Source organism: Romboutsia sedimentorum (genome assembly GCF_030131845.1).
Lineage (GTDB): Bacteria > Bacillota > Clostridia > Peptostreptococcales > Peptostreptococcaceae > Romboutsia_D > Romboutsia_D sedimentorum.
Genome location: NZ_JASKYM010000002.1, coordinates 243,974 through 263,258 on the forward strand (window position 1 = coordinate 243,974; position 19,285 = coordinate 263,258).

Annotated in this window: 23 protein-coding genes; all 23 read left to right on the top strand. The window is 28.5% G+C overall.

The annotated features are described in order from the left end of the window. Nucleotides 1-5: 5 nt before the first annotated feature. The 23 genes from fabD (at nt 6) to QOZ84_RS06425 (ending at nt 19,259) form a co-directional block, all read left to right on the top strand. Nucleotides 6-959: an ACP S-malonyltransferase gene (gene fabD, locus QOZ84_RS06315; protein WP_284132116.1), complete on the top strand. Its 954-nt coding sequence runs from the start codon at nt 6-8 to the stop codon at nt 957-959. Further along, complete coding sequence (fabG, locus tag QOZ84_RS06320; RefSeq protein ID WP_284132117.1) at nt 956-1,705, top strand: 3-oxoacyl-[acyl-carrier-protein] reductase; 750 nt, start codon at nt 956-958, stop codon at nt 1,703-1,705. Before fabD ends, fabG begins: the two co-directional genes overlap by 4 nt. 66 nt (nt 1,706-1,771) lie before the next feature. Continuing rightward, the gene (gene acpP, locus QOZ84_RS06325; RefSeq protein WP_026900437.1) at nt 1,772-1,996 is read left to right on the top strand and encodes an acyl carrier protein; all 225 of its coding nucleotides are present in this window, start codon (nt 1,772-1,774) and stop codon (nt 1,994-1,996) included. Between the two features lie 14 nt (nt 1,997-2,010). Next, nucleotides 2,011-3,246, top strand: coding sequence for a beta-ketoacyl-ACP synthase II (gene fabF, locus QOZ84_RS06330; protein WP_284132118.1), 1,236 nt, complete (start codon nt 2,011-2,013; stop codon nt 3,244-3,246). A 159-nt stretch (nt 3,247-3,405) separates the two neighbouring features. Continuing rightward, entirely contained in the window at nt 3,406-4,374 is a 969-nt protein-coding gene (gene spoIIIAA / locus QOZ84_RS06335) for a stage III sporulation protein AA (protein WP_284132119.1), read from the top strand. Then, a complete protein-coding gene (locus tag QOZ84_RS06340) occupies nt 4,364-4,885 on the top strand; it encodes a stage III sporulation protein AB (protein ID WP_284132120.1) in 522 nt (173 codons plus the stop codon). The genes spoIIIAA and QOZ84_RS06340 overlap by 11 nt, the downstream gene beginning before the upstream one ends. A 12-nt stretch (nt 4,886-4,897) precedes the next feature. Next, nucleotides 4,898-5,095 (top strand): stage III sporulation protein AC, encoded by a 198-nt coding sequence (spoIIIAC, locus tag QOZ84_RS06345; RefSeq protein ID WP_026900441.1) that lies wholly within the window; start codon nt 4,898-4,900, stop codon nt 5,093-5,095. Nucleotides 5,096-5,119: 24 nt separating this feature from the next. Continuing rightward, entirely contained in the window at nt 5,120-5,497 is a 378-nt protein-coding gene (spoIIIAD, locus tag QOZ84_RS06350) for a stage III sporulation protein AD (protein WP_284132477.1), read from the top strand. A gap of 14 nt (nt 5,498-5,511) precedes the next feature. After that, entirely contained in the window at nt 5,512-6,699 is a 1,188-nt protein-coding gene (gene spoIIIAE, locus QOZ84_RS06355; RefSeq protein ID WP_284132121.1) for a stage III sporulation protein AE, read from the top strand. A 10-nt stretch (nt 6,700-6,709) separates the two neighbouring features. Beyond that, nucleotides 6,710-7,282, top strand: coding sequence for a stage III sporulation protein AF (locus tag QOZ84_RS06360; RefSeq protein ID WP_284132122.1), 573 nt, complete (start codon nt 6,710-6,712; stop codon nt 7,280-7,282). A gap of 14 nt (nt 7,283-7,296) precedes the next feature. Beyond that, entirely contained in the window at nt 7,297-7,839 is a 543-nt protein-coding gene (locus QOZ84_RS06365; protein WP_284132123.1) for a stage III sporulation protein AG, read from the top strand. Between the two features lie 25 nt (nt 7,840-7,864). Next, on the top strand, nt 7,865-8,536 hold the full coding sequence (locus tag QOZ84_RS06370; RefSeq protein ID WP_284132124.1) for a SpoIIIAH-like family protein: 672 nt from the start codon (nt 7,865-7,867) through the stop codon (nt 8,534-8,536). A 182-nt stretch (nt 8,537-8,718) separates the two neighbouring features. Continuing rightward, on the top strand, nt 8,719-9,081 hold the full coding sequence (locus QOZ84_RS06375; RefSeq protein WP_026900447.1) for an Asp23/Gls24 family envelope stress response protein: 363 nt from the start codon (nt 8,719-8,721) through the stop codon (nt 9,079-9,081). A 78-nt stretch (nt 9,082-9,159) separates the two neighbouring features. Beyond that, entirely contained in the window at nt 9,160-9,663 is a 504-nt protein-coding gene (gene nusB, locus QOZ84_RS06380; protein ID WP_284132125.1) for a transcription antitermination factor NusB, read from the top strand. Then, a complete protein-coding gene (locus QOZ84_RS06385; protein ID WP_284132126.1) occupies nt 9,644-10,627 on the top strand; it encodes a Kae1-like domain-containing protein in 984 nt (327 codons plus the stop codon). Before nusB ends, QOZ84_RS06385 begins: the two co-directional genes overlap by 20 nt. Further along, the gene (xseA, locus tag QOZ84_RS06390) at nt 10,602-11,807 is read left to right on the top strand and encodes an exodeoxyribonuclease VII large subunit (protein ID WP_284132127.1); all 1,206 of its coding nucleotides are present in this window, start codon (nt 10,602-10,604) and stop codon (nt 11,805-11,807) included. Before QOZ84_RS06385 ends, xseA begins: the two co-directional genes overlap by 26 nt. A gap of 2 nt (nt 11,808-11,809) precedes the next feature. Then, nucleotides 11,810-12,025, top strand: coding sequence for an exodeoxyribonuclease VII small subunit (gene xseB, locus QOZ84_RS06395; protein ID WP_026900451.1), 216 nt, complete (start codon nt 11,810-11,812; stop codon nt 12,023-12,025). 2 nt (nt 12,026-12,027) lie between these two features. Then, nucleotides 12,028-12,915, top strand: a complete 888-nt coding sequence (locus QOZ84_RS06400; protein ID WP_284132128.1) for a polyprenyl synthetase family protein — start codon at nt 12,028-12,030, stop codon at nt 12,913-12,915. A gap of 9 nt (nt 12,916-12,924) precedes the next feature. Further along, a complete protein-coding gene (locus QOZ84_RS06405; RefSeq protein WP_284132129.1) occupies nt 12,925-13,362 on the top strand; it encodes a divergent PAP2 family protein in 438 nt (145 codons plus the stop codon). 315 nt (nt 13,363-13,677) lie between these two features. Continuing rightward, nucleotides 13,678-15,534: a 1-deoxy-D-xylulose-5-phosphate synthase gene (dxs, locus tag QOZ84_RS06410; protein ID WP_284132130.1), complete on the top strand. Its 1,857-nt coding sequence runs from the start codon at nt 13,678-13,680 to the stop codon at nt 15,532-15,534. A 17-nt stretch (nt 15,535-15,551) separates the two neighbouring features. Beyond that, nucleotides 15,552-16,364 (top strand): TlyA family RNA methyltransferase, encoded by an 813-nt coding sequence (locus tag QOZ84_RS06415; RefSeq protein ID WP_284132131.1) that lies wholly within the window; start codon nt 15,552-15,554, stop codon nt 16,362-16,364. Between the two features lie 77 nt (nt 16,365-16,441). Next, entirely contained in the window at nt 16,442-18,124 is a 1,683-nt protein-coding gene (gene recN, locus QOZ84_RS06420; protein ID WP_284132132.1) for a DNA repair protein RecN, read from the top strand. A 97-nt stretch (nt 18,125-18,221) separates the two neighbouring features. After that, a complete protein-coding gene (locus QOZ84_RS06425) occupies nt 18,222-19,259 on the top strand; it encodes a SpoIVB peptidase S55 domain-containing protein (RefSeq protein WP_284132133.1) in 1,038 nt (345 codons plus the stop codon). Nucleotides 19,260-19,285 lie beyond the last annotated feature (26 nt).

Genomic DNA, 19,285 nt, shown 5'->3' on the forward strand with positions numbered 1-19,285 from the left:
ATTCTATGGGAAAGATAGCGTTAGTATTTCCTGGTCAAGGATCACAATATGTAGGAATGGCTAAGGATATATATGAAAACAATGAAAGTGCTAAAAATGTAATAGATAATGCTTGTAGTGTTTTAGATTTAGATCTAAAAAATATAATGTTTGAAGGTAGCGATGAAGAGTTATCAAAAACAGAAAATACTCAGCCTGCTATAGTAACTCATAGTATAGCACTTTTAGAAGCTTTAAATGAAAAAATAGACTTAAAATATGATGCATGTCTAGGTTTATCTTTAGGTGAATATAGTGCTTTAGTTGCAGCAGATGCTATTGAGTTTAAAGATGCTGTATCTTTAGTTAAAAAAAGAGGTAGATTCATGCAAGACACAGTTCCTGTAGGAAAAGGTGCTATGGCTGCAATACTTGGATTAAATAGAGACGCAGTAGAGAATGTTATAAACAATATTGATAGTGGTATTGTTGAAGTTGCAAATTACAACTCTCCAGGTCAAATAGTTATATCAGGAGAAAATGATAAAATAGATGAAGTAATGACCATGTTAAAAGAAAGTGGAGCTAAAAGAACAGTTAAATTAAACGTAAGTGGACCTTTTCATTCGTCAATGTTAAAAGAAGCTGGAAATAAATTATCTAAAGAATTAGATAAGATTAATTTGAGCAAACCTAAGGTTCATGTAGTTTCAAATGTTAGTGCAAACTACTATGAAGATGAAGGAAAAAATTTACTTATAAAGCAAGTTAGCTCATCGGTTCTTTGGGAAGATTCTATAGAAAAACTTTTAGCTGAAGGGTTTGATACTTTTATAGAAATAGGACCAGGAAAAACATTAAGAGGTTTCATAAAAAAGATTTCTTCTAGCAAAAATATTGATGTAAATATTTATAATATAGAGGACACAAAATCATTAAATGAATTTGTAGAAACTTATAATAAGGGAGAGGTTATATGATAAATTTAAATGATAGAGTAGCGATAGTTACTGGAGGTTCTAGAGGTATAGGTAAAGAAGTAGCTAAAAAACTAGCAACACTTGGAGCTAATTTAGTTATTAACTATACTTCAAAAGAAGAAGAAGCTTTAAAAACTAAAGCTGAAATAGAAGCTTTAGGAGTAAAGTGTATAAGTGTGAAATGTGACGTATCAAAATCAGAACAAGTTAACCAAATGGTAGAAACTGCAGTTAAAGAGTTTGGAAAAGTAGATATATTAGTAAATAATGCTGGTATAACTAAAGATGGTTTACTTATGAGAATGAAAGAAGAAGATTTTGATAAGGTTATAGAAATAAACTTAAAAGGTGTATTTAACTGCACCAAAGCAGTAACTAAGTTAATGATGAAAAACAAATATGGAAAAATAATAAATATGGCTTCTGTAGTAGGAGTTATAGGAAATGCAGGGCAAGCTAATTATTGTGCATCTAAAGCTGGTGTAATAGGATTTACTAAATCAACAGCTAGAGAGTTAGCATCAAGAAATATAAATATAAATGCAGTGGCACCAGGATTTATAGATACAGATATGACTAAAGTATTAAGTGATGATGTAAAACAAAATATGTTAAATAACATTCCTAAGAATGCTTTTGGAAATCCAGAAGATGTAGCTAATGTTGTAGCATTTTTAGCTAGTGATATGTCAAGCTATGTTACAGGTCAGGTTATAAATGTAGATGGTGGAATGGTAATGCAATAAGATTAATTAAGTTTAAAACAGATTTGAAATATAAAAATATAACTAAAAATTTAGGAGGAAACAAATATGTTTAATAAAGTTGTAGAAATAATAAGAGAGCAATTAAGTGTTGAGGATAAAGAAATAACAATGGAGACTTCTTTAATGAAAGATTTAGAAGCGGATTCATTAGATGCTGTAGAAATAATAATGGCATTAGAAGACGAATTTGATGTTGAAATACCAGATGCTGAAGGTGAAAAATTTAAGTCTATAGGTGACATAGTTAAATATATAGAAGCTAATAAATAGTGGAGGTATTCTCTATGAAAAAGAGAGTTGTAATAACAGGTCTTGGATGTGTAACACCTGTTGGAAATGGTAAAGATGAATTTTGGAAAAATATTAAAGCTGGTGTATGTGGAATAGACACTGTAACTAGATTTGATGCAAGTACTTTTCAAACACAAGTAGCTGGAGAAGTAAAAAACTTTAACGGTGAAGATTATATAAATAAAAAAGAGTTAAAAAGATTAGATAAGTTTACTCAATACGCTATAGCCTCTGCAAAAATGGCAGTAGAAGATGCTGAGATAGATTTAGAGTCTATTGATAGAGATCGTATGGGAGTTATAATAGGTTCTGGTATAGGTGGAGTTGAAACTATAGAAGAACAACATAAAGCACTTTTAAATAAAGGTAATAAAAGAGTAAGCCCATTCTTTATTCCTATGATGATAGGTAATATGGCAGCAGGTCAAGTATCTATATTCTTAGGAGCTAAAGGTCCTAATACTAATGTATGTACTGCATGTGCATCTGGAACACATTCAATAGGAGATGCATTTAAGCTTGTCCAAAGAGGAGATGCAAATGTTATGGTAGCTGGAGGTAGTGAAGCTCCTGTAACAGCTCTTGCGTTTGCAGGATTCTGTAATATGAAAGCAATGTCTACTAGAAATGATGATCCTAAAACATCATCAAGACCATTTGACAAAGACAGAGATGGATTTGTAATGGGAGAAGGCGCTGGAATTGTAATATTAGAAGAATTAGAACATGCATTAAAAAGAAATGCTAAGATATATGCAGAAGTAGTAGGATATGGATTAACAGCAGATGCGTACCACATGACTACACCAGCTGAAGGTGGAGAAGGTGCAACTCGTGCTATGAAAATGGCCCTACAAGATGGTAATGTACCATTAGACGAAGTTGACTATATAAATGCACATGGAACATCTACACCTTATAATGATAGACTAGAAACTCAAGCGATAAAAAATATATTTGAAGAGAGAGCATATGATATATGTGTTTCATCTACAAAATCTATGACAGGACATTTATTAGGAGCATCAGGAGCAGTAGAAGCTGTTATTTGTGCGATGAGTATAAAAGATAATTTTGTACCTCCGACAATTAATGTTCAAGAAGTTGATGAAGAGCTTGACTTAGACTATGTACTACATAAAGGTAGAGATAGAGAAGTTCGATATGCAATGTCAAATTCTTTAGGATTTGGTGGACACAACGCAACTTTAGTATTAAAAAAATATTAATTATATAAAAAAATCTCCTTATTTAAATAAGGGGATTATTTTTTATTTAAAAAACTAAATTCTATTATACAAAAAGAAGTCTAATGACTTCTTTTTTTTGTAATATTTTTGATTTTTGATTAATACAATAGTTATATAAACAAAAGAGGAGGACAAGGTATGAATAATCTTAGCGATGAAATAATTAATTCGTTAGCAGTTAATTTAAGAGAAAAAATTAAAAATGTTTGCAAAGATGATATAAACATAGAAGAAATTAGACTTCGTTCTCAAAAACCACTTATATTAAATGCAAACAATAAAGACTATTTTTATAATATTAATTCAAACAAGCTAGATAAAAGAATGAACTCTCCATATATAGTTAGCAAAGAAGACATAGAACAGACATTTCAAATAATATGTAAATATTCTATTCACTCATTTATGGATGATATTAAAAAAGGATTCATAACTCTTAGAGGAGGGCACAGAGTAGGACTAGTTGGTAAGGTAATAGTAGAAGATGGACAAGTCAAAAACATAAAGCATATATCTTCGTTAAATATAAGGGTATCAAGAGAAATCATAGGATGTTCTGATAAAATTTTAAAGCACGTAATAAAAGGAGATAATCAGGTAAATAATACACTGATAATTTCACCACCTCAGTGTGGTAAAACAACTTTAATTAGAGATATAGTAAGAAATTTAAGTAATGGGAATGAGGAATATAGATTTAAAGGTATAAAAGTAGCATTGATAGATGAACGTAATGAAATATCAGGTTCTTATTTAGGATCATCTCAAATGGATGTAGGGATAAGAACTGACATAATAGAAACGTGCCCAAAAGATTTGGGAATTGTGATGCTTTTAAGATCTATGTCCCCTAATTTAATAGTAACAGATGAAATAGGTAGTTTAGATGAAATAAAAGCTCTATATACGGCTTTAAATGGTGGTGTAAGCTTAATCACAACTGTTCATGGGGATTCTATTGAAGATATAAAAAATAGGAAAGAAATGAGCAATTTATTAGATAAAGACTTATTTAAAAAAGTAATTATACTATCAGCGAAAAAAGGCCCAGGAACAATAGAGAAAATATATGATTTGGAAGAAAAGAGATGGTATTTTGCAAATTAAAATAATGATAATAGGGGTTTTGGTAGCTTGTAGTTATTTAATAGGTGAATATATTTATAAAGCTTATACAAATAGGCATAAACAACTAAATGACCTCATAAGAATATTAGAGATAATAAGGATGGATTTATCATTTGGTATGTATACATTAGAAGAAATTTTTAAAAGGGTAGGAGATAAAAAGGAATACTGTACTTCTCAATTCTTTAAAAAAATAGAATGTGAATTACATAATAATCAAGCTAAAGTTTTAGATGAAATTCTAAATGACAATATGTACTTATTAACAAAAGAAACTTATTTACAAAACAAGGAGGTTGATGAAATAAAAAAACTTATACTTACATTGGGTAAAAGTGACATAGAATCTCAAACAAGAATGATAGATTTGTCTATTGAAAATCTAAAAAAATTAACATCTGAAACAAAAGAAGATATAGATAAAAAAGGTATGGTCTATAGAAAGTTATCTACAGTAATAGGACTAGTAATAGGAATAATTTTGATATAGGGGGGGATGAGTATGGATATATCTTTAATAATAAAGGTTGCGGGTATAGGAATATTAATATCAGTACTTAATATGTTGTTGGAAAAAAGTGATAGAAAAGATTGGGCATCTCTAACTACATTAGCAGGGGTAATAATTGTTTTAGGTATGGTATTAACAGAAATAAGTGATTTATTTAATACAGTAAGAACAATGTTTCAACTTTACTAAAGAGGGGGAGATATCTTGGAAGTTATGCAATTAGTAGGGATTGCAATAATCTCAACAACACTCTGTTTGGTAATAAAAAAAGACAGGCCAGAAATAGCAATGTTTATAGCAATACTTACAGGAATAACAATATTACTATCAGTAATATTTAAGCTTAATTTTATAGTAGAGAGTATACAAGACTTAGCAGTAAGAGCTAACATACCTTCTATGTACATAACACTAATAATAAAATTAATTGGGATAGCATATCTTATGGAATTTGCTATACAGATTTGCAAAGATTGTGGGGAAGGAAATATAGCATCTAAATTAGAATTTGGTGGCAAAATAATAGTTATGACAATGTCATTCCCTATACTTTTATCCATTGTAGAAATGATAATAAATATTATCCCATAGGAGAATGATAACGTATGAAAAAAAAATTTTTAGGAACTATATTAACCTTATTATTAATATTAGGATCTTTCGTAGTATGTTTTGGTAACGACGGTAAAGAAGCTGAAAACTACGATGATACTAAGAAAAGTATAAATAGTTATATAGACAGTCAATTAGAAAAAATAAAAATAGATGAAATACAAGGGTTTGTAAAAAATTCCCAAGTACTACATGATGTGAACCTAAAAACATTTATAAAAGATCTCATTAGCGGAGAAAAAACAATATTGGATTTATTTAATAAAGAAGGTATAAAGCTTATGTTGTTTGATGAAGTTAAATCTAGCTTAAAGGTAGCTGTAATAATACTTGTTTTAGCACTTTTATCATCTGTATTAAAAAGTCTAGATAATTCGTTTTCATCAGGAGCAGTAAGTCAAATAACCACTTATATAATATTTATAACGATGGTTTCATTAACATTGGTTGGATTTAAAGATGTACTACAAATATGCAATACAACCATAGATTCTACAGTAGGTTTAATGCAAGTAATAATGCCAGTACTTATAACATTATTGGTATTAATTGGATTCCCAATCACATCAACAGTTTTAAATCCGATATTTATAGGCGGAGTAACATTTATAAATGTTGTATTTAAAAATTTCTTATTTGTATCAATTGCAGTTGCTTTTGCAATTCTTGTCATAAATAATTTATCAAAAAATATCAGGCTAAAAAAATTATCATCATTTATAAAGCACATAAACTTAGTATCGTTAGGTGCGATGTTTACTATTTATTTAGGACTTGTATCGATGCAAGGATTATATGTTAAAAATATTGATAACTTCACTGTTAAAACGGCCAAATTTGCAATAGGTAATTTTATACCAGTAGTAGGAGGATTTGTATCAGATTCTGTTGATATACTTTTATCATCATCACAACTTATAAAAGGAGTATTTGGTGGTATAGGACTAGTTTTATTAGTTGGTATATGTTTAATACCAGTTATAAAAATTTTATCTATAGTAGTTGTATATAAAGTATCTGCAATAGTAGTAGAGCCTATAGGAGAAGAAGGTATATCTAGCTTTTTAAATGAAGTTGCAAATTTAATGGTGCTAATGCTAGCAGCTATAATAGCAATAACAATAATGTTTTTTGTAACAGTAGCAATATTAACATCAATAAGTGTAGTATCTCAAGGATAAGAGGTGTGATATGTTAGATAATATAAAAATTTGGATTGTAACAATATTAGTAGGAGCATTTATAGTCAATATAGTTGATATGATATTACCTTCTTCTAAAATGAAACCGTATGTAAATCTTGTACTTAATTTTATATTTGTATTTATTGTGTTGACCCCTATTATAAGTTTATTCTCAAAGGATATGAGCCTTGAAGATACTATATTAAAATCAATGGGAAAATACAATAAAGAATATGTAGATAGTACTAATGCTTTAGCCGATAAGACAGGTTGTAATAGCCTAACAAAAGGATATGAAAATGGATTACAAGAGGTTCTAAAGCTAAAGTTAGATGAGTATGGATATAAATTAGAGGATATAGAGTTTGATGGGTCTGAGATAGGAAATATAAAAGTTAAAGAAAAAAATAGTAATAAAGATAAAAAAGAGGACATACAATCTAAAGAAAAAGAAAATATAAAGCCGGCATTCAAAGAAAATAAAGAAAAAGAGTATGAATTAGACTTAAATGAAAATAAACTTAAAGAAGACTTAGTTAAAATACTAGACGTATCAATTGAAACTGTAGAAATTGATTAATAGGGGTTGAGTAAATGTTTAAAAACTTAAATGAAAAAGACAAGAAAAAGATATACACACTATTAACCTTAGGAATAGTTTGTGCTATAGCTCTTATAGCAATTCCAAGCTTATCTAAAGAAGAAAGTAAACCAAAAAAATCCAGTACTGATAGTCAAACTCAAGTGGTAAAGGCAGAAAATAAAGAGCCTTTAGAAGCAAAATTAAAAAGTATTTTATCTCAAATTGATAAAGCTGGAGAACTAGATGTAATGATAACATTTGAATCAAGTGAGGAAATACAGCCAGCGTTTAATACTAATTCAACAACAGAAAAAACACAAGAAAAAGATACTAAAGGTGGAGAAAGAACAGTTACAACAGCAAGTGAAAATAAAACAATGATAACATCAGGGTCAAGTGAACCAGTAGTAATAAAAACTAATGAAGCTAAAATTAAAGGAGTAATAGTAGTAGCGAGTGGAGCAAGTGATCCACAAGTTAAAGAAACGCTATATAGCGCGGTACAAACAGCACTTCAAATATCAGGGCATCAAGTAGAGATATATACTAAATAACTATATTAAACTTGGGGGGATAAAAATGAAATTTAATTATAAGGGAAGAGGATTTGTAGTATTAACTTTAGCAACAATGTTAGTAGTAGTAGGGACTGTGAATTATAAATTAAGTGAAAAATCAGCAATAGAAACAAGCAAAGAATTAAAAGCATATGAACAAACTCAGATGCAAAAAAATGATGATAAAAAAGAAGCTACTGATAATAAAAAAGAAGCTAATAAAGGAGAAGAAATAAAGGTAGTTGATAGTAAGACTACTGATATTGATGAAAAGGTAACTGAAACTAGTAAAGAAATAAAAAATCAATTAACTTCACAAAAAAATATGAAAAAAGCTACGTACATATTAGATATGAAAATGACTAGAGAGAAGCAAAGAAATGAGTTAGCTCAAAATTTAAACGAAATGATAAATAATCCATCTACAGCAGAAGAGTCTAGAAAAGAAGCTTCTTCAATGAAATTACAACTAGTGAAAGATCAAGAGACTGAGCTTAAGATAGAAAACCTTTTAAGTACTAAGGGGTTTGAAGATGCGTTAGTTTACATAAGTAATGGTGGTGTGAATGTAGTAGTAAATGAAGAAAAATTAGAAAAAGCAGATGCAGCAAAAGTATTTGATTTAGTAGCAGAACAAGCAAAAGTAAAATATGAGAATATAAAACTGATGCAACCTAATAAATCTAAACTATAAAAATTAAAGTATTATATAAATATTTTATTAAATCATATAATTATTAGAAAATATTCAATATAAATTTATTTTTTATTAAACCTCAGAGATTAACTGAGGTTATTTTCTTGCAAAGTTCTTTTATATTTGGTATTATTATAATAATAAAAATAGTTCCTTAAAATAAGGGGGTAGAATTTATCATGGAAAGCAACAATTTTGGACAAGTGAAAATATCTAATGAAGTAATAGCTACTATAGCAGGACTTGCAGCATTAGAAGTTGAAGGTGTAGAAACAAATACGACATTCACAGATAAATTACTTAAAAACAACGGCGTTAAAATACAAATAGAAGAAGAGGAAGTTAACTTAGATGTAATGGTTATGATAGATTACGGAATATCTATACCAGATGTAGCTTTTAAAATTCAGGAAAATGTAAAAAATACTGTTGAAACAATGACAGGATTGAACGTTTCTCAAGTGAATATACATGTTCAAGGAATCAGCTTTAAAAAAGAAAAAGCTGAGAAGGAAGAAGCTAAGCAAATCAAAAAAAGTTAATATATACCCTCTGAAAAATCAGAGGGTTTTTTCTTGCTTAATGTGCAAATAATAAGAATTCAAGGAGGATTATAGCCAATGAAAAATGATAAAGCTAAAAAAGTGACAAGCAGAGAGTATATGATGAAATTGATATACCAATCGGATATAAATAAAGAAAGTATGGAAGGGAAGTTAGATACATTTTTAAACAATAATTTTGAATATATATCTAATAGATACGAAGAACTTAGATTACAATACTCAGATAATCCAAACTTAGAACTCAAAAATTTAGAAATAGATAATGTTGTAGACAAAGAATACATGAATAAAATGTGTGTTGCATTAAAAGAAAATAGCGAAAAAATAAATGAATTAATAAGCAAATATGCAAAGAACTGGTCGATAGAAAGAATGCCAAAAGTAGATTTAGCTGTATTAAAAGTAGCTATATGTGAAATACTTTTTGTAGAAGATATACCTAATAAAGTTTCTATAAATGAAGCTATAGAGATTGCAAAAATATATTGTGATGATAAAACTCCTAAATTTATAAACGGAATATTAGGAAGCGTAGTTAATGAGCTTTCAGGAAAATAATATAATAATCGGAATAGATACTAGCTGCTATACAACCTCTATAGCAGCTATATCTTTGGGCAAAAATGTTATATTTAATAAAAAGATTATGCTAGAGGTGAAAAAAGACAGCAAAGGCTTAAGGCAAAGTGAGGCTGTTTTTCAACATGTAAAAAATTTAGGGGCAATACAAGAAGAAATAAAAGAGATAATAAAAAATTATGAGATAGTTGCAATATGTGTATCAAATAAGCCTAGGCCGATAGAAAATTCATATATGCCAGTATTTACAGTAGGACATAATTTCGCAAAGCTTTGTTCAACTATGATGAAATGTGAGTTATATGAGACTACTCACCAAGAAAATCATATAGAAGCGAGTTTGTTTACTAATAATATAAAAAATAAGGAAAGCTTTTTGTCTGTTCATATGTCAGGAGGAACTACAGAAATACTGTTATGCAAAAGTAATAAAAATGATCTTAACTATAGCGTAGAAATAGTTGGAGGAAGTAAAGATATAAGTTTTGGGCAACTTATAGATAGAGTTGGAGTTAAAATGGGGTATAGATTTCCAGCAGGTAAATATGTAGATGAAAGTGCTATAAATTGTACTAAGAAAATAGAACAAGGATTAAAAACATCTGTAAAAGAAGGGTATATGAATTTATCAGGACTAGAGAATCAAATTAATAAAATATTAAATGAAAAAGACGAAGAGTATATTTGTAAATTGATTTTAGACTCAGTTGTTAGAAATATGGTTAAAAGTATTATATATCTAAGTGAAAAGCATAATATTGATGAAGTTGTATTTGCAGGAGGAGTGTCTGCTAGTAAATATATATCAAAGGAGTTAATATTAAAGCTTAAAAAGTATAAAATAAATGCTTATTTTACTGATCCTGAGTATTGTACAGATAATGGTGTAGGATGTGCGTTAATAGGAGTGAATAAATTTGAAAATAAGAGCTCTAAAAATTAGTGAAGCTAATTCATATATAAAAAGAATTTTAAGCAATGACCCTATATTGTATAACTTAAAGGTAAAAGGAGAAATATCTAATTTCAAAATACATAGTAGTAAAAATGTGTATTTATCATTAAAAGATGAAAGTTCCAAGATAAACTGTGTAATTTTTAAAAATAACTTTGATGAATCCCTACAATTAGATAACGGAGTTAAAGTTATAGCAAGTGGATACATATCAGTTTATGAAAGGGATGGATCATATCAACTATATATAAATTCAATAGAAATAGAAGGAATCGGAAATTTATATATAGAGTTTAACAAACTAAAAGAAAAATTAAGCAAAGAAGGTCTATTTGATAATAAATATAAAAAGGCAATACCTAAAATGCCAAAATCAATTGGAGTTATAACTTCTCAAACTGGTGCAGTTATAAAAGATATAATAAATGTTGTAAAAAGAAGATATCCAAAGGTTAATATAAAACTTTATTCTGTAAATGTTCAGGGAAAAAGTTCTAAGGATGAGATCTGTGATGGAATTAAATTTTTTAATGAGATTCATAATGTAGATACTATAATACTTGGAAGAGGTGGAGGTTCTATAGAAGAACTTTGGTCATTTAATGAAGAAATTGTAGCTAGAGCTATTTTTGACTCTAAGATACCTATAATATCTGCAGTAGGTCATGAGACTGATTTCACTATATGTGACTTTGTGTCAGATATGCGTGCACCCACACCTTCAGCAGCAGCAGAAATAGCAACGCCATCATTAGATGATATTAACTATAAATTAGAAAATATATTAAGTAGGATGAATAAGTCTATGGCTAATACATTACAAGTTAGTGAATATAAATTAAACTATACAATTGATAAAATAAATAACTACTTAGGTTCATATACAATCAAAGATAAATTTGTACAATTAGATAAAATATATGATAAAATAAATTCTGAGGCAGAAAACAATATAAGCAGAGAAAAAGAAAGACTTCAAAGTATGGGCACTATATTACACAACCTAAGTCCACTAGCTACAATAGATAGAGGTTATAGCATAGTCCAAAAAGATGGAGAAGTTGTAAATAGTACTAAAAATCTAAATTTAAAAGATAATATAGATATTGTACTTAAAGATGGAAATATTGAGTGTATTATAGAAAAAATCAAAAATAAAGAGGTATAAGTATGAATTTAACATATGAACAAGCCTATAAAAAATTAGAAGATATATTAGAAAAATTAGAATCTAAAGGTGCTAGCTTAGATGAATCTTTAAGTTTGTATGAAGAAGGAATAAGTCTTTACAAACATTGTAATAAACTTTTAGAAAATGCCCAGCTAAAAATTAGCAAATTTACTAAATTAGGTATAGAAGAAGAATTAAATACTAGGGAGGAATAAAAGTGGAATTTAAATTAGTATTGAAGGAAAAAGCAAATTATATAGAACAATTATTAAATAAATATATGCCAACAGAAGAAGGTTATCAAAAAACTATAATGGAGGCTATGAACTATAGTTTAAGTGCAGGCGGAAAAAGATTAAGACCGATATTAACTTTAGAAGCATGTAAAATAGTAGGTGGAAATGAAAATGATGCGATACCTTTTGCAGTAGCAATAGAGATGATACACACATATTCTTTAATACATGATGATCTACCAGCCCTTGATAATGACGACTTAAGAAGAGGAAGAAAAACTAATCATATAGTATATGGAGAGGATATGGCTATACTTGCTGGAGATGCTCTTTTAAATTATGCATTTGAGATTATGCTTTCAAATTCACTAGGAAAAGAAAATCCAGAAAAATATTTAAAAGCAATAAATGAAATAGCTAAGTCATCAGGTATATATGGAATGATAGGTGGACAAGTTGTAGATGTCCAAAGTGAAAATCAACAAATACCTAAAGAAAAATTAGATTATATACACAACAATAAAACAGCTGCAATTATGATTGGTTGTATGAGAGCCGGAGCTATAATAGGAAATGCTAATGAAGAAGAGTTAGATAAAATAACAAAATACGCAAATAATATAGGGCTATCTTTCCAAATAGTAGATGACATATTAGATATAGTAGGAGATGAGTCTAAATTAGGAAAAAAAGTTGGAAGTGATATAGAGAACAATAAGTCTACATATCCATCACTATTAGGCTTAGAAAAATCAAAAGAAATTGCACGAACACTAATAAATGAAGCTAAAGAAAATATAAATGAACTTTCTGAGCATGTTGACTTCTTAAATGGATTAGCTGATTATATAATAGATAGAGAATATTAAGGAGGAACAATGAACGTTTTTTCACAAATTTTTAACAACCAAGTTTTAAGCATAAGTGTGTTTGCTTGTTTTTTAGCGCAATTTATAAAAATATTTACTGGAAAAGAGAAAAGAATTGATTTAATGAGGCTGTTTTCTTCTGGTGGAATGCCAAGTTCTCACAGTTCTTTTGTTACAAGTTTAGCAACTTTAGTTGGAATTGAAAAGGGATACAGTTCAACCGAATTTGCAATAGTATGTGTATTTGCATTAATAATAATGTATGATGCAACTGGAGTTAGGCGCTCTGTAGGAAAACAGGCGGCAATAATAAATCAAATGTTAGATGACTTACACCATAGAAAGCCTATAGAACAAAAACGATTAAAAGAGTTAGTAGGCCATACTCCAAAAGAAGTTTTATTTGGTGCAGTACTAGGAGTTATAACTGCCTTAACTTTGCGATAAATTGAAAAAAAATGTAGTATATGGTATAATTTTTATTTATCAAAGTATTATAAAAGTTAGTAATCATTGATAACTTCTATTAAAAAACAATATAAGTAAATATCTTGTAATTTTTAATTAGTAAAATAAATTTCAAGAAACTATATCCACGATATCGAGGAAGTAAATGTTTTAATATAGTTATAAAATGAATATAACTTAGTCAATACTAAGATATATTCATTTTTTATATATTGAAGTTATTGGCAAGAGAAGCTAAGCCAATTTTATAAATTAGAATAAATAAAAATTTACACAATAAAAGGTGAGGATAATATGTATAAGTATTTAGATAAAGTAAATTCTCCAAAAGATGTAAAAGTTATGGATGCTGAAGAAATGGATATGTTAGCAAAAGACATACGAAAATTTTTAGTAAGATCGGTTTCTCAAACTGGAGGTCACTTAGCATCTAATTTAGGTGTAGTAGAATTAACACTAGCTCTACATAAAGTATTTGAAAGTCCTAAAGATAAAATAGTATGGGATGTAGGGCATCAATCTTATGTACATAAAATAATTACAGGAAGAAAAGATAGTTTTGTATCTTTAAGACAATTTAATGGGTTAAGTGGATTTCCAAAGGAAAATGAGAGTCCTCATGATATATTTGATACTGGCCATAGTAGTACTTCTATTTCAGTTGCACAAGGGATAGCTTGCGCAAGAGATATAAAAGGAGAAGATGGAAGTGTTATCGCAGTAATAGGAGACGGATCTATAACTGGAGGAATGGCTCTTGAAGCACTAAATCATTTAGGTTATACAAACACTGATATGATAGTGATTCTTAATGATAATGAAATGTCGATAGATAAAAATGTTGGAGGTATGTCTAGACATCTGTCTAACATAATAAGAAATTCAACAGCAAATAAAGTAAAAGATGAAGTAGAAAAAATATTAAGTGTGGCACCAGGTGGCAATTTAATATCAAAAACAGCAAACAAAGTAAAAGATACTATTGTTAGTAAATTTATACCACAAGAATGTGCGTTGTTTGATTCATTAGGAATAAAGTATTATGGACCAATAGATGGACATAATACCAAAGAATTAATACAGATATTAAATAAAGCAAAAAACAAAAAAGGCGCCGTGTTGTTGCACGTAATAACTAAAAAAGGAAAAGGGTATAGATATGCAGAAAATGAGCCACAAAAATATCATGCAGTATCAAAGTTTGATATAAAAGAAGGTGTCAAAAGTGGATCAAGCAAATCTATATCAGCATCAGTAGGAGAAAAACTTGTTTCAATGGCAAGTAAAGATGATAGAGTAGTAGCTATAACAGCGGCTATGCCATCAGGAACAGGTCTTAACTTATTTGAAAAAGCTTATCCAAATAGATATTATGATGTAGGAATAGCAGAACAACACGCTACAACATTTGCAGCAGGGTTAGCTAAAAATGGAATGAAACCATACTTTGCAGTCTATTCATCATTTTTACAAAGAGGATATGATCAAATTATACATGATGTATGTATAACTAAAAAACCAGTAACATTCCTTATTGATAGAGCTGGTATTGTCGGAAATGATGGAGAAACACATCATGGTATGTTTGATTTGAGTTATTTAAATTTGATACCAAACATAGTAGTTATGGCTCCTAAAGATACTAAGGAACTAAATTTAATGATGGATTTATCTCTAAAATTAAATTCTCCAGTAGCTATAAGGTATCCAAGAGGCAATAGTTATTATTTAGAAAGCGGCGAATATGAGCCAATAGACTTAGGTAGCTATGAAGTATTGTCTAGTGGAGAAGATACTGTTATTTTAGCTATAGGAAACATGGTAAAACAAGCGATAGAAGCTAAGAGAATTTTACTAGACAATAATATAAATCCAGCTATAGTTAATGCTAGATTTTTAAAGCCGATAGATGAAAATTTGTTAAATGATTTATTTAAGAAATATAAAAATGTAGTAACCATAGAGGATAATACTATAACAGGCGGATTTGGTAGTAGAATTAATAAATTTATAATAGATAATAATCACAATATAAAAGTAGTAAATATAGCTCTTCCAGAAGAATTTGTTCATCATGGAAGTACAGAGGAGATATATGAAAGTATAGGCTTATCACCAAGTAAAATAGCAGATAAAATAAAAAGTTTATAAACAAGAAAGGTAAATTTATGAAAAAAAGAATAGATGTATTATTAGTAGAGCAAGGTCACTTTGAGAGTAGAGAAAGAGCAAAAAAAGCTATAATGGCAGGTCTTATATTTGTTGATAATCAAAGATGTGACAAGCCTGGGGTAGAGGTTAAAGAAGAGGCTAAGATAGAAGTAAAAGGAAATCCAATACCATATGTTAGTAGAGGTGGACTTAAACTTGAAAAAGCTATGAAAAACTTTGATTTAACTTTAGATAAAAAAATATGTATGGATATAGGCTCGTCTACTGGTGGATTTACAGATTGTATGCTTCAAAATGGAGCGGTTAAAGTATTTTCAATAGATGTAGGATATGGTCAACTTGCTTGGAAACTAAGACAAGATGAAAGAGTTGTTTGTATGGAAAGAACTAATATAAGATATGTAACCATAGAACAAACAAAGGAATTTGCAGACTTTGCATCTATAGATGTATCATTTATATCTTTAAAATTAGTGCTTCCAAAATGTAAGGAACTTGTTAGTCCAAATGGGGAAATAGTAGCATTAATAAAACCTCAATTTGAAGCAGGAAGAGCAAAAGTTGGTAAAAAAGGTGTTGTTAGAGAAAAGTCTACACATATTGAAGTTATAGATATGATATCAAAGTTTGCAGTAGAAAATGGATTTGAAATATTAGGATTAGACTATTCTCCTATAAAGGGTCCAGAAGGTAATATAGAATATCTAATTCACTTAAAAAATGGAAACGAAGGATATACATTCAATGAAGAAGAGCACAATAAAGAAATAGTAAAAGTAGTTGAAGATTCTCATAATTTAAGTAAATAAGTTTGATTTTATATTTTAATATTTAAATAGATAATGTTTATAGTTCGAATTTTTAGATAAAAAGAGGGTGATTTAAATTGATCCTTGAGTTATATATGAAAAACTGTGCATTAGTAGAAGAACTAAGGTTAAATATTGATGAAAAACTAAATATATTAACAGGTGAAACTGGTTCAGGAAAATCTATAATAATTGATGCTTTAGGATTATGTTTAGGAGAAAAATATGATAGATCATTTTTAAGAAAAGGTACAGATAAGGGATTAGTTGAAGCTGTATTTTATTCTAAAAGTAATTACTTAAATAAAGTTTTAGAAGAAAATGATTTAGAATTAGATGAAGATAATATGCTAGTAATTACTAGAGTTATTTATGCTGATGGGAAAAGTGTTGGTAGAGTAAATGGTAGAACTGTTAAAATGGGTGTTTTAAAGAAGATAGCTTCTAGGTTAATAGATATACACGGCCAACATCAAACACAAGCTTTATTTAATAAAGAAACTCATTTAGAATTTGTAGACTTATTTGGAGAAAATGAATTAATAAAATACAAACAAGAATATAAAACTATATATGAAAAATACAGTGAAATAAAAAAAGAGCTAAGTATGATAACAGAAAATAAAGATGACATGCAAATTCAAAGGGAAATAGATTTGTTGAAATTTCAAATAAATGAAATCGAATCAGCTAATTTAAGTAAAGATGAATATGAAGACTTACTTAAACAACGAGATGTTTATAGGAATAGCGAAAAAATTTATAGTAATTTAAACTTAAGTTATCAACATCTATATGATGGTTCAGTTAATGCAGTAGATTTAATAGGCAATGCAGTGAGGGAATTAAGTTCTATAGCTGAATATGATGAATCTTTAAGTAATTATAATAATGATATAGAGCGAATAATGTATGAACTTCAAGACATATCTAGAGAAATAAGAAACTACAAAGAAAATATAAATTTTGAACCTTATGAATTAGAACAAATAGAACTTAAGGTAGATGAGATAAATAATTTAAGAAGAAAATATGGCGAAACTATAGAAGATATATTTGAATATTATAATAAAATAAAGTCTAGACTAGATGAAATACTAAACAGAGATGAAAGAATAGAAAAATTAAAAAGTGAAATTCTTGAATTCGAAAAAAAATTATCTATTAAAGCTGATAACTTGACAGAGGCAAGAAAAAGAGTGGCAGCTAAACTTGAAGAAATTTTACTCATTGAATTAAAGAGTTTGAATATGAAAAATGTAGTATTTAAAGTCAAATTTGAAAAAGTTGAATTTATGCAAAAAGGACAAGATGATGTAGAATTTATGATATCATTTAACTTAGGCGAAGATATAAAACCTATATATAAAGTAGCATCAGGTGGAGAAATGTCAAGATTTATGCTAGCATTTAAAACAATACTCGCAGATATAGATCAAATTGATACACTAGTATTTGATGAAATAGATACAGGTATAAGTGGTATAGCAGCCCAAATTGTAGGTGAAAAGCTTAGCAATATAGGAAAGAAAAAACAAATAATATGTATAACTCACTTACCTCAAATTGCAGCTAATGCAGATACACATTATTGTATAGAAAAAAGTACATCAAATGAAAGAACATTCACAACTATACAAAAGCTAGACCATAGTCAAAAAAGAGATGAGATAGCTAGGCTTATAGCAGGAAGCAATATAACCGAAAAAACAATAGAACATGCCAATGAAATAATAGAATTAGCTAAAGGAAGCCTATAAGGCTTCTTTTTATATGGAATTTATAAAGCTAATGAGAATAAATTTTTCCTATAAAGGAACTATAAGTATATAGTTTATAGGTAGGGAGTGCAGTAAAGTGATAAAAAACATTAAAAATAAAAAAATAGTAATAATAATATCAGTAATGAGTTTATTACTAATCAGTGTAAAAGTTATAAAGGGAAACTATAAAGAACTGTCAACACAGGTTATGGTAAACAATAAAGAGGATGAAATAAAATATGTTTATCCATTAGGCAGGGTAGTAGGCGTTAAGGCGACGACAGATGGAGTTTTAGTGGTAGGTTATGAAGAAGATAATGTAGAATATATAGGTGGAATACAAAAGGGTGACAATATAGTTAAGATAAATGGAAAGAAAATAAATAATGAGCAAGATGCAACTAATATTTTAAATCAATTGGAAAAAGAAAACGTAGATGTAACATTTGAAAGAAATGGTAAGTATAATACACAAACAATAAAAATAAAGAAACAATATGGTAAAGCAAAGCTTGGATTATGGGTAAGAGATAAGATATCTGGGGTAGGAACTGTAACATTTTACGACCCAGGAAACTCTAAATTTAAAGCAATTGGACATGCTATTACAGATGTAGACACAAATGAGTTCTTAAAAATAAAGCAAGGGAATATATATAACCCTATAAGTATTGAAATAACAAAGGCAAATGACAGTAAAGTAGGACACATCAAAGGCGACTTTAAAACAGAAAAATCTATAGGTGATTTTAATAATAACTCAAACTTTGGAATAAGTGGGAATATGACAGGTGAAATAAATAAAAATATGCAATTAGTAGAAGTAGGGAAAAAAGAAAGTGTAAGTATAGGAAAAGCGTCTATTATTTTCGAAGATAAAAGTAGAAATGCAACAAGTTATGATATAGAGATTGATAGTTTTGTAGACGATAAAAAAAACGATAGAAATATGATAATAGAAGTTGTTGACGAAGATTTAATAAACTATACAGGAGGTATAATTCAAGGTATGAGCGGTGCTCCTATAATACAAAATAATAAAATTGTTGGTGCAGTAACGCATGTATTTAAAGACAATCCTAAAAAAGGATATGGTATTTTTATAGATGAGATGGTAGAATTAGGTAAGTGATATTAAAAAATTAATATTTATTTAAA

Excerpts from the sequence above, each read along its gene's own strand:
- fabG (WP_284132117.1), top strand. The coding sequence starts at position 956 with ATGATAAATTTAAATGATAGAGTAGCGATAGTTACTGGAGGTTCTAGA.
- fabD (WP_284132116.1), top strand. The coding sequence starts at position 6 with ATGGGAAAGATAGCGTTAGTATTTCCTGGTCAAGGATCACAATATGTA.
- QOZ84_RS06360 (WP_284132122.1), top strand. The coding sequence starts at position 6,710 with ATGTTAGATAATATAAAAATTTGGATTGTAACAATATTAGTAGGAGCA.
- QOZ84_RS06375 (WP_026900447.1), top strand. The coding sequence starts at position 8,719 with ATGGAAAGCAACAATTTTGGACAAGTGAAAATATCTAATGAAGTAATA.
- QOZ84_RS06385 (WP_284132126.1), top strand. The coding sequence starts at position 9,644 with ATGAGCTTTCAGGAAAATAATATAATAATCGGAATAGATACTAGCTGC.
- spoIIIAD (WP_284132477.1), top strand. The coding sequence starts at position 5,120 with ATGCAATTAGTAGGGATTGCAATAATCTCAACAACACTCTGTTTGGTA.
- QOZ84_RS06405 (WP_284132129.1), top strand. The coding sequence starts at position 12,925 with ATGAACGTTTTTTCACAAATTTTTAACAACCAAGTTTTAAGCATAAGT.
- nusB (WP_284132125.1), top strand. The coding sequence starts at position 9,160 with ATGAAAAATGATAAAGCTAAAAAAGTGACAAGCAGAGAGTATATGATG.
- xseB (WP_026900451.1), top strand. The coding sequence starts at position 11,810 with ATGAATTTAACATATGAACAAGCCTATAAAAAATTAGAAGATATATTA.
- QOZ84_RS06365 (WP_284132123.1), top strand. The coding sequence starts at position 7,297 with ATGTTTAAAAACTTAAATGAAAAAGACAAGAAAAAGATATACACACTA.
- dxs (WP_284132130.1), top strand. The coding sequence starts at position 13,678 with ATGTATAAGTATTTAGATAAAGTAAATTCTCCAAAAGATGTAAAAGTT.
- spoIIIAA (WP_284132119.1), top strand. The coding sequence starts at position 3,406 with ATGAATAATCTTAGCGATGAAATAATTAATTCGTTAGCAGTTAATTTA.
- QOZ84_RS06370 (WP_284132124.1), top strand. The coding sequence starts at position 7,865 with ATGAAATTTAATTATAAGGGAAGAGGATTTGTAGTATTAACTTTAGCA.
- fabF (WP_284132118.1), top strand. The coding sequence starts at position 2,011 with ATGAAAAAGAGAGTTGTAATAACAGGTCTTGGATGTGTAACACCTGTT.
- spoIIIAC (WP_026900441.1), top strand. The coding sequence starts at position 4,898 with ATGGATATATCTTTAATAATAAAGGTTGCGGGTATAGGAATATTAATA.
- QOZ84_RS06415 (WP_284132131.1), top strand. The coding sequence starts at position 15,552 with ATGAAAAAAAGAATAGATGTATTATTAGTAGAGCAAGGTCACTTTGAG.
- acpP (WP_026900437.1), top strand. The coding sequence starts at position 1,772 with ATGTTTAATAAAGTTGTAGAAATAATAAGAGAGCAATTAAGTGTTGAG.
- spoIIIAE (WP_284132121.1), top strand. The coding sequence starts at position 5,512 with ATGAAAAAAAAATTTTTAGGAACTATATTAACCTTATTATTAATATTA.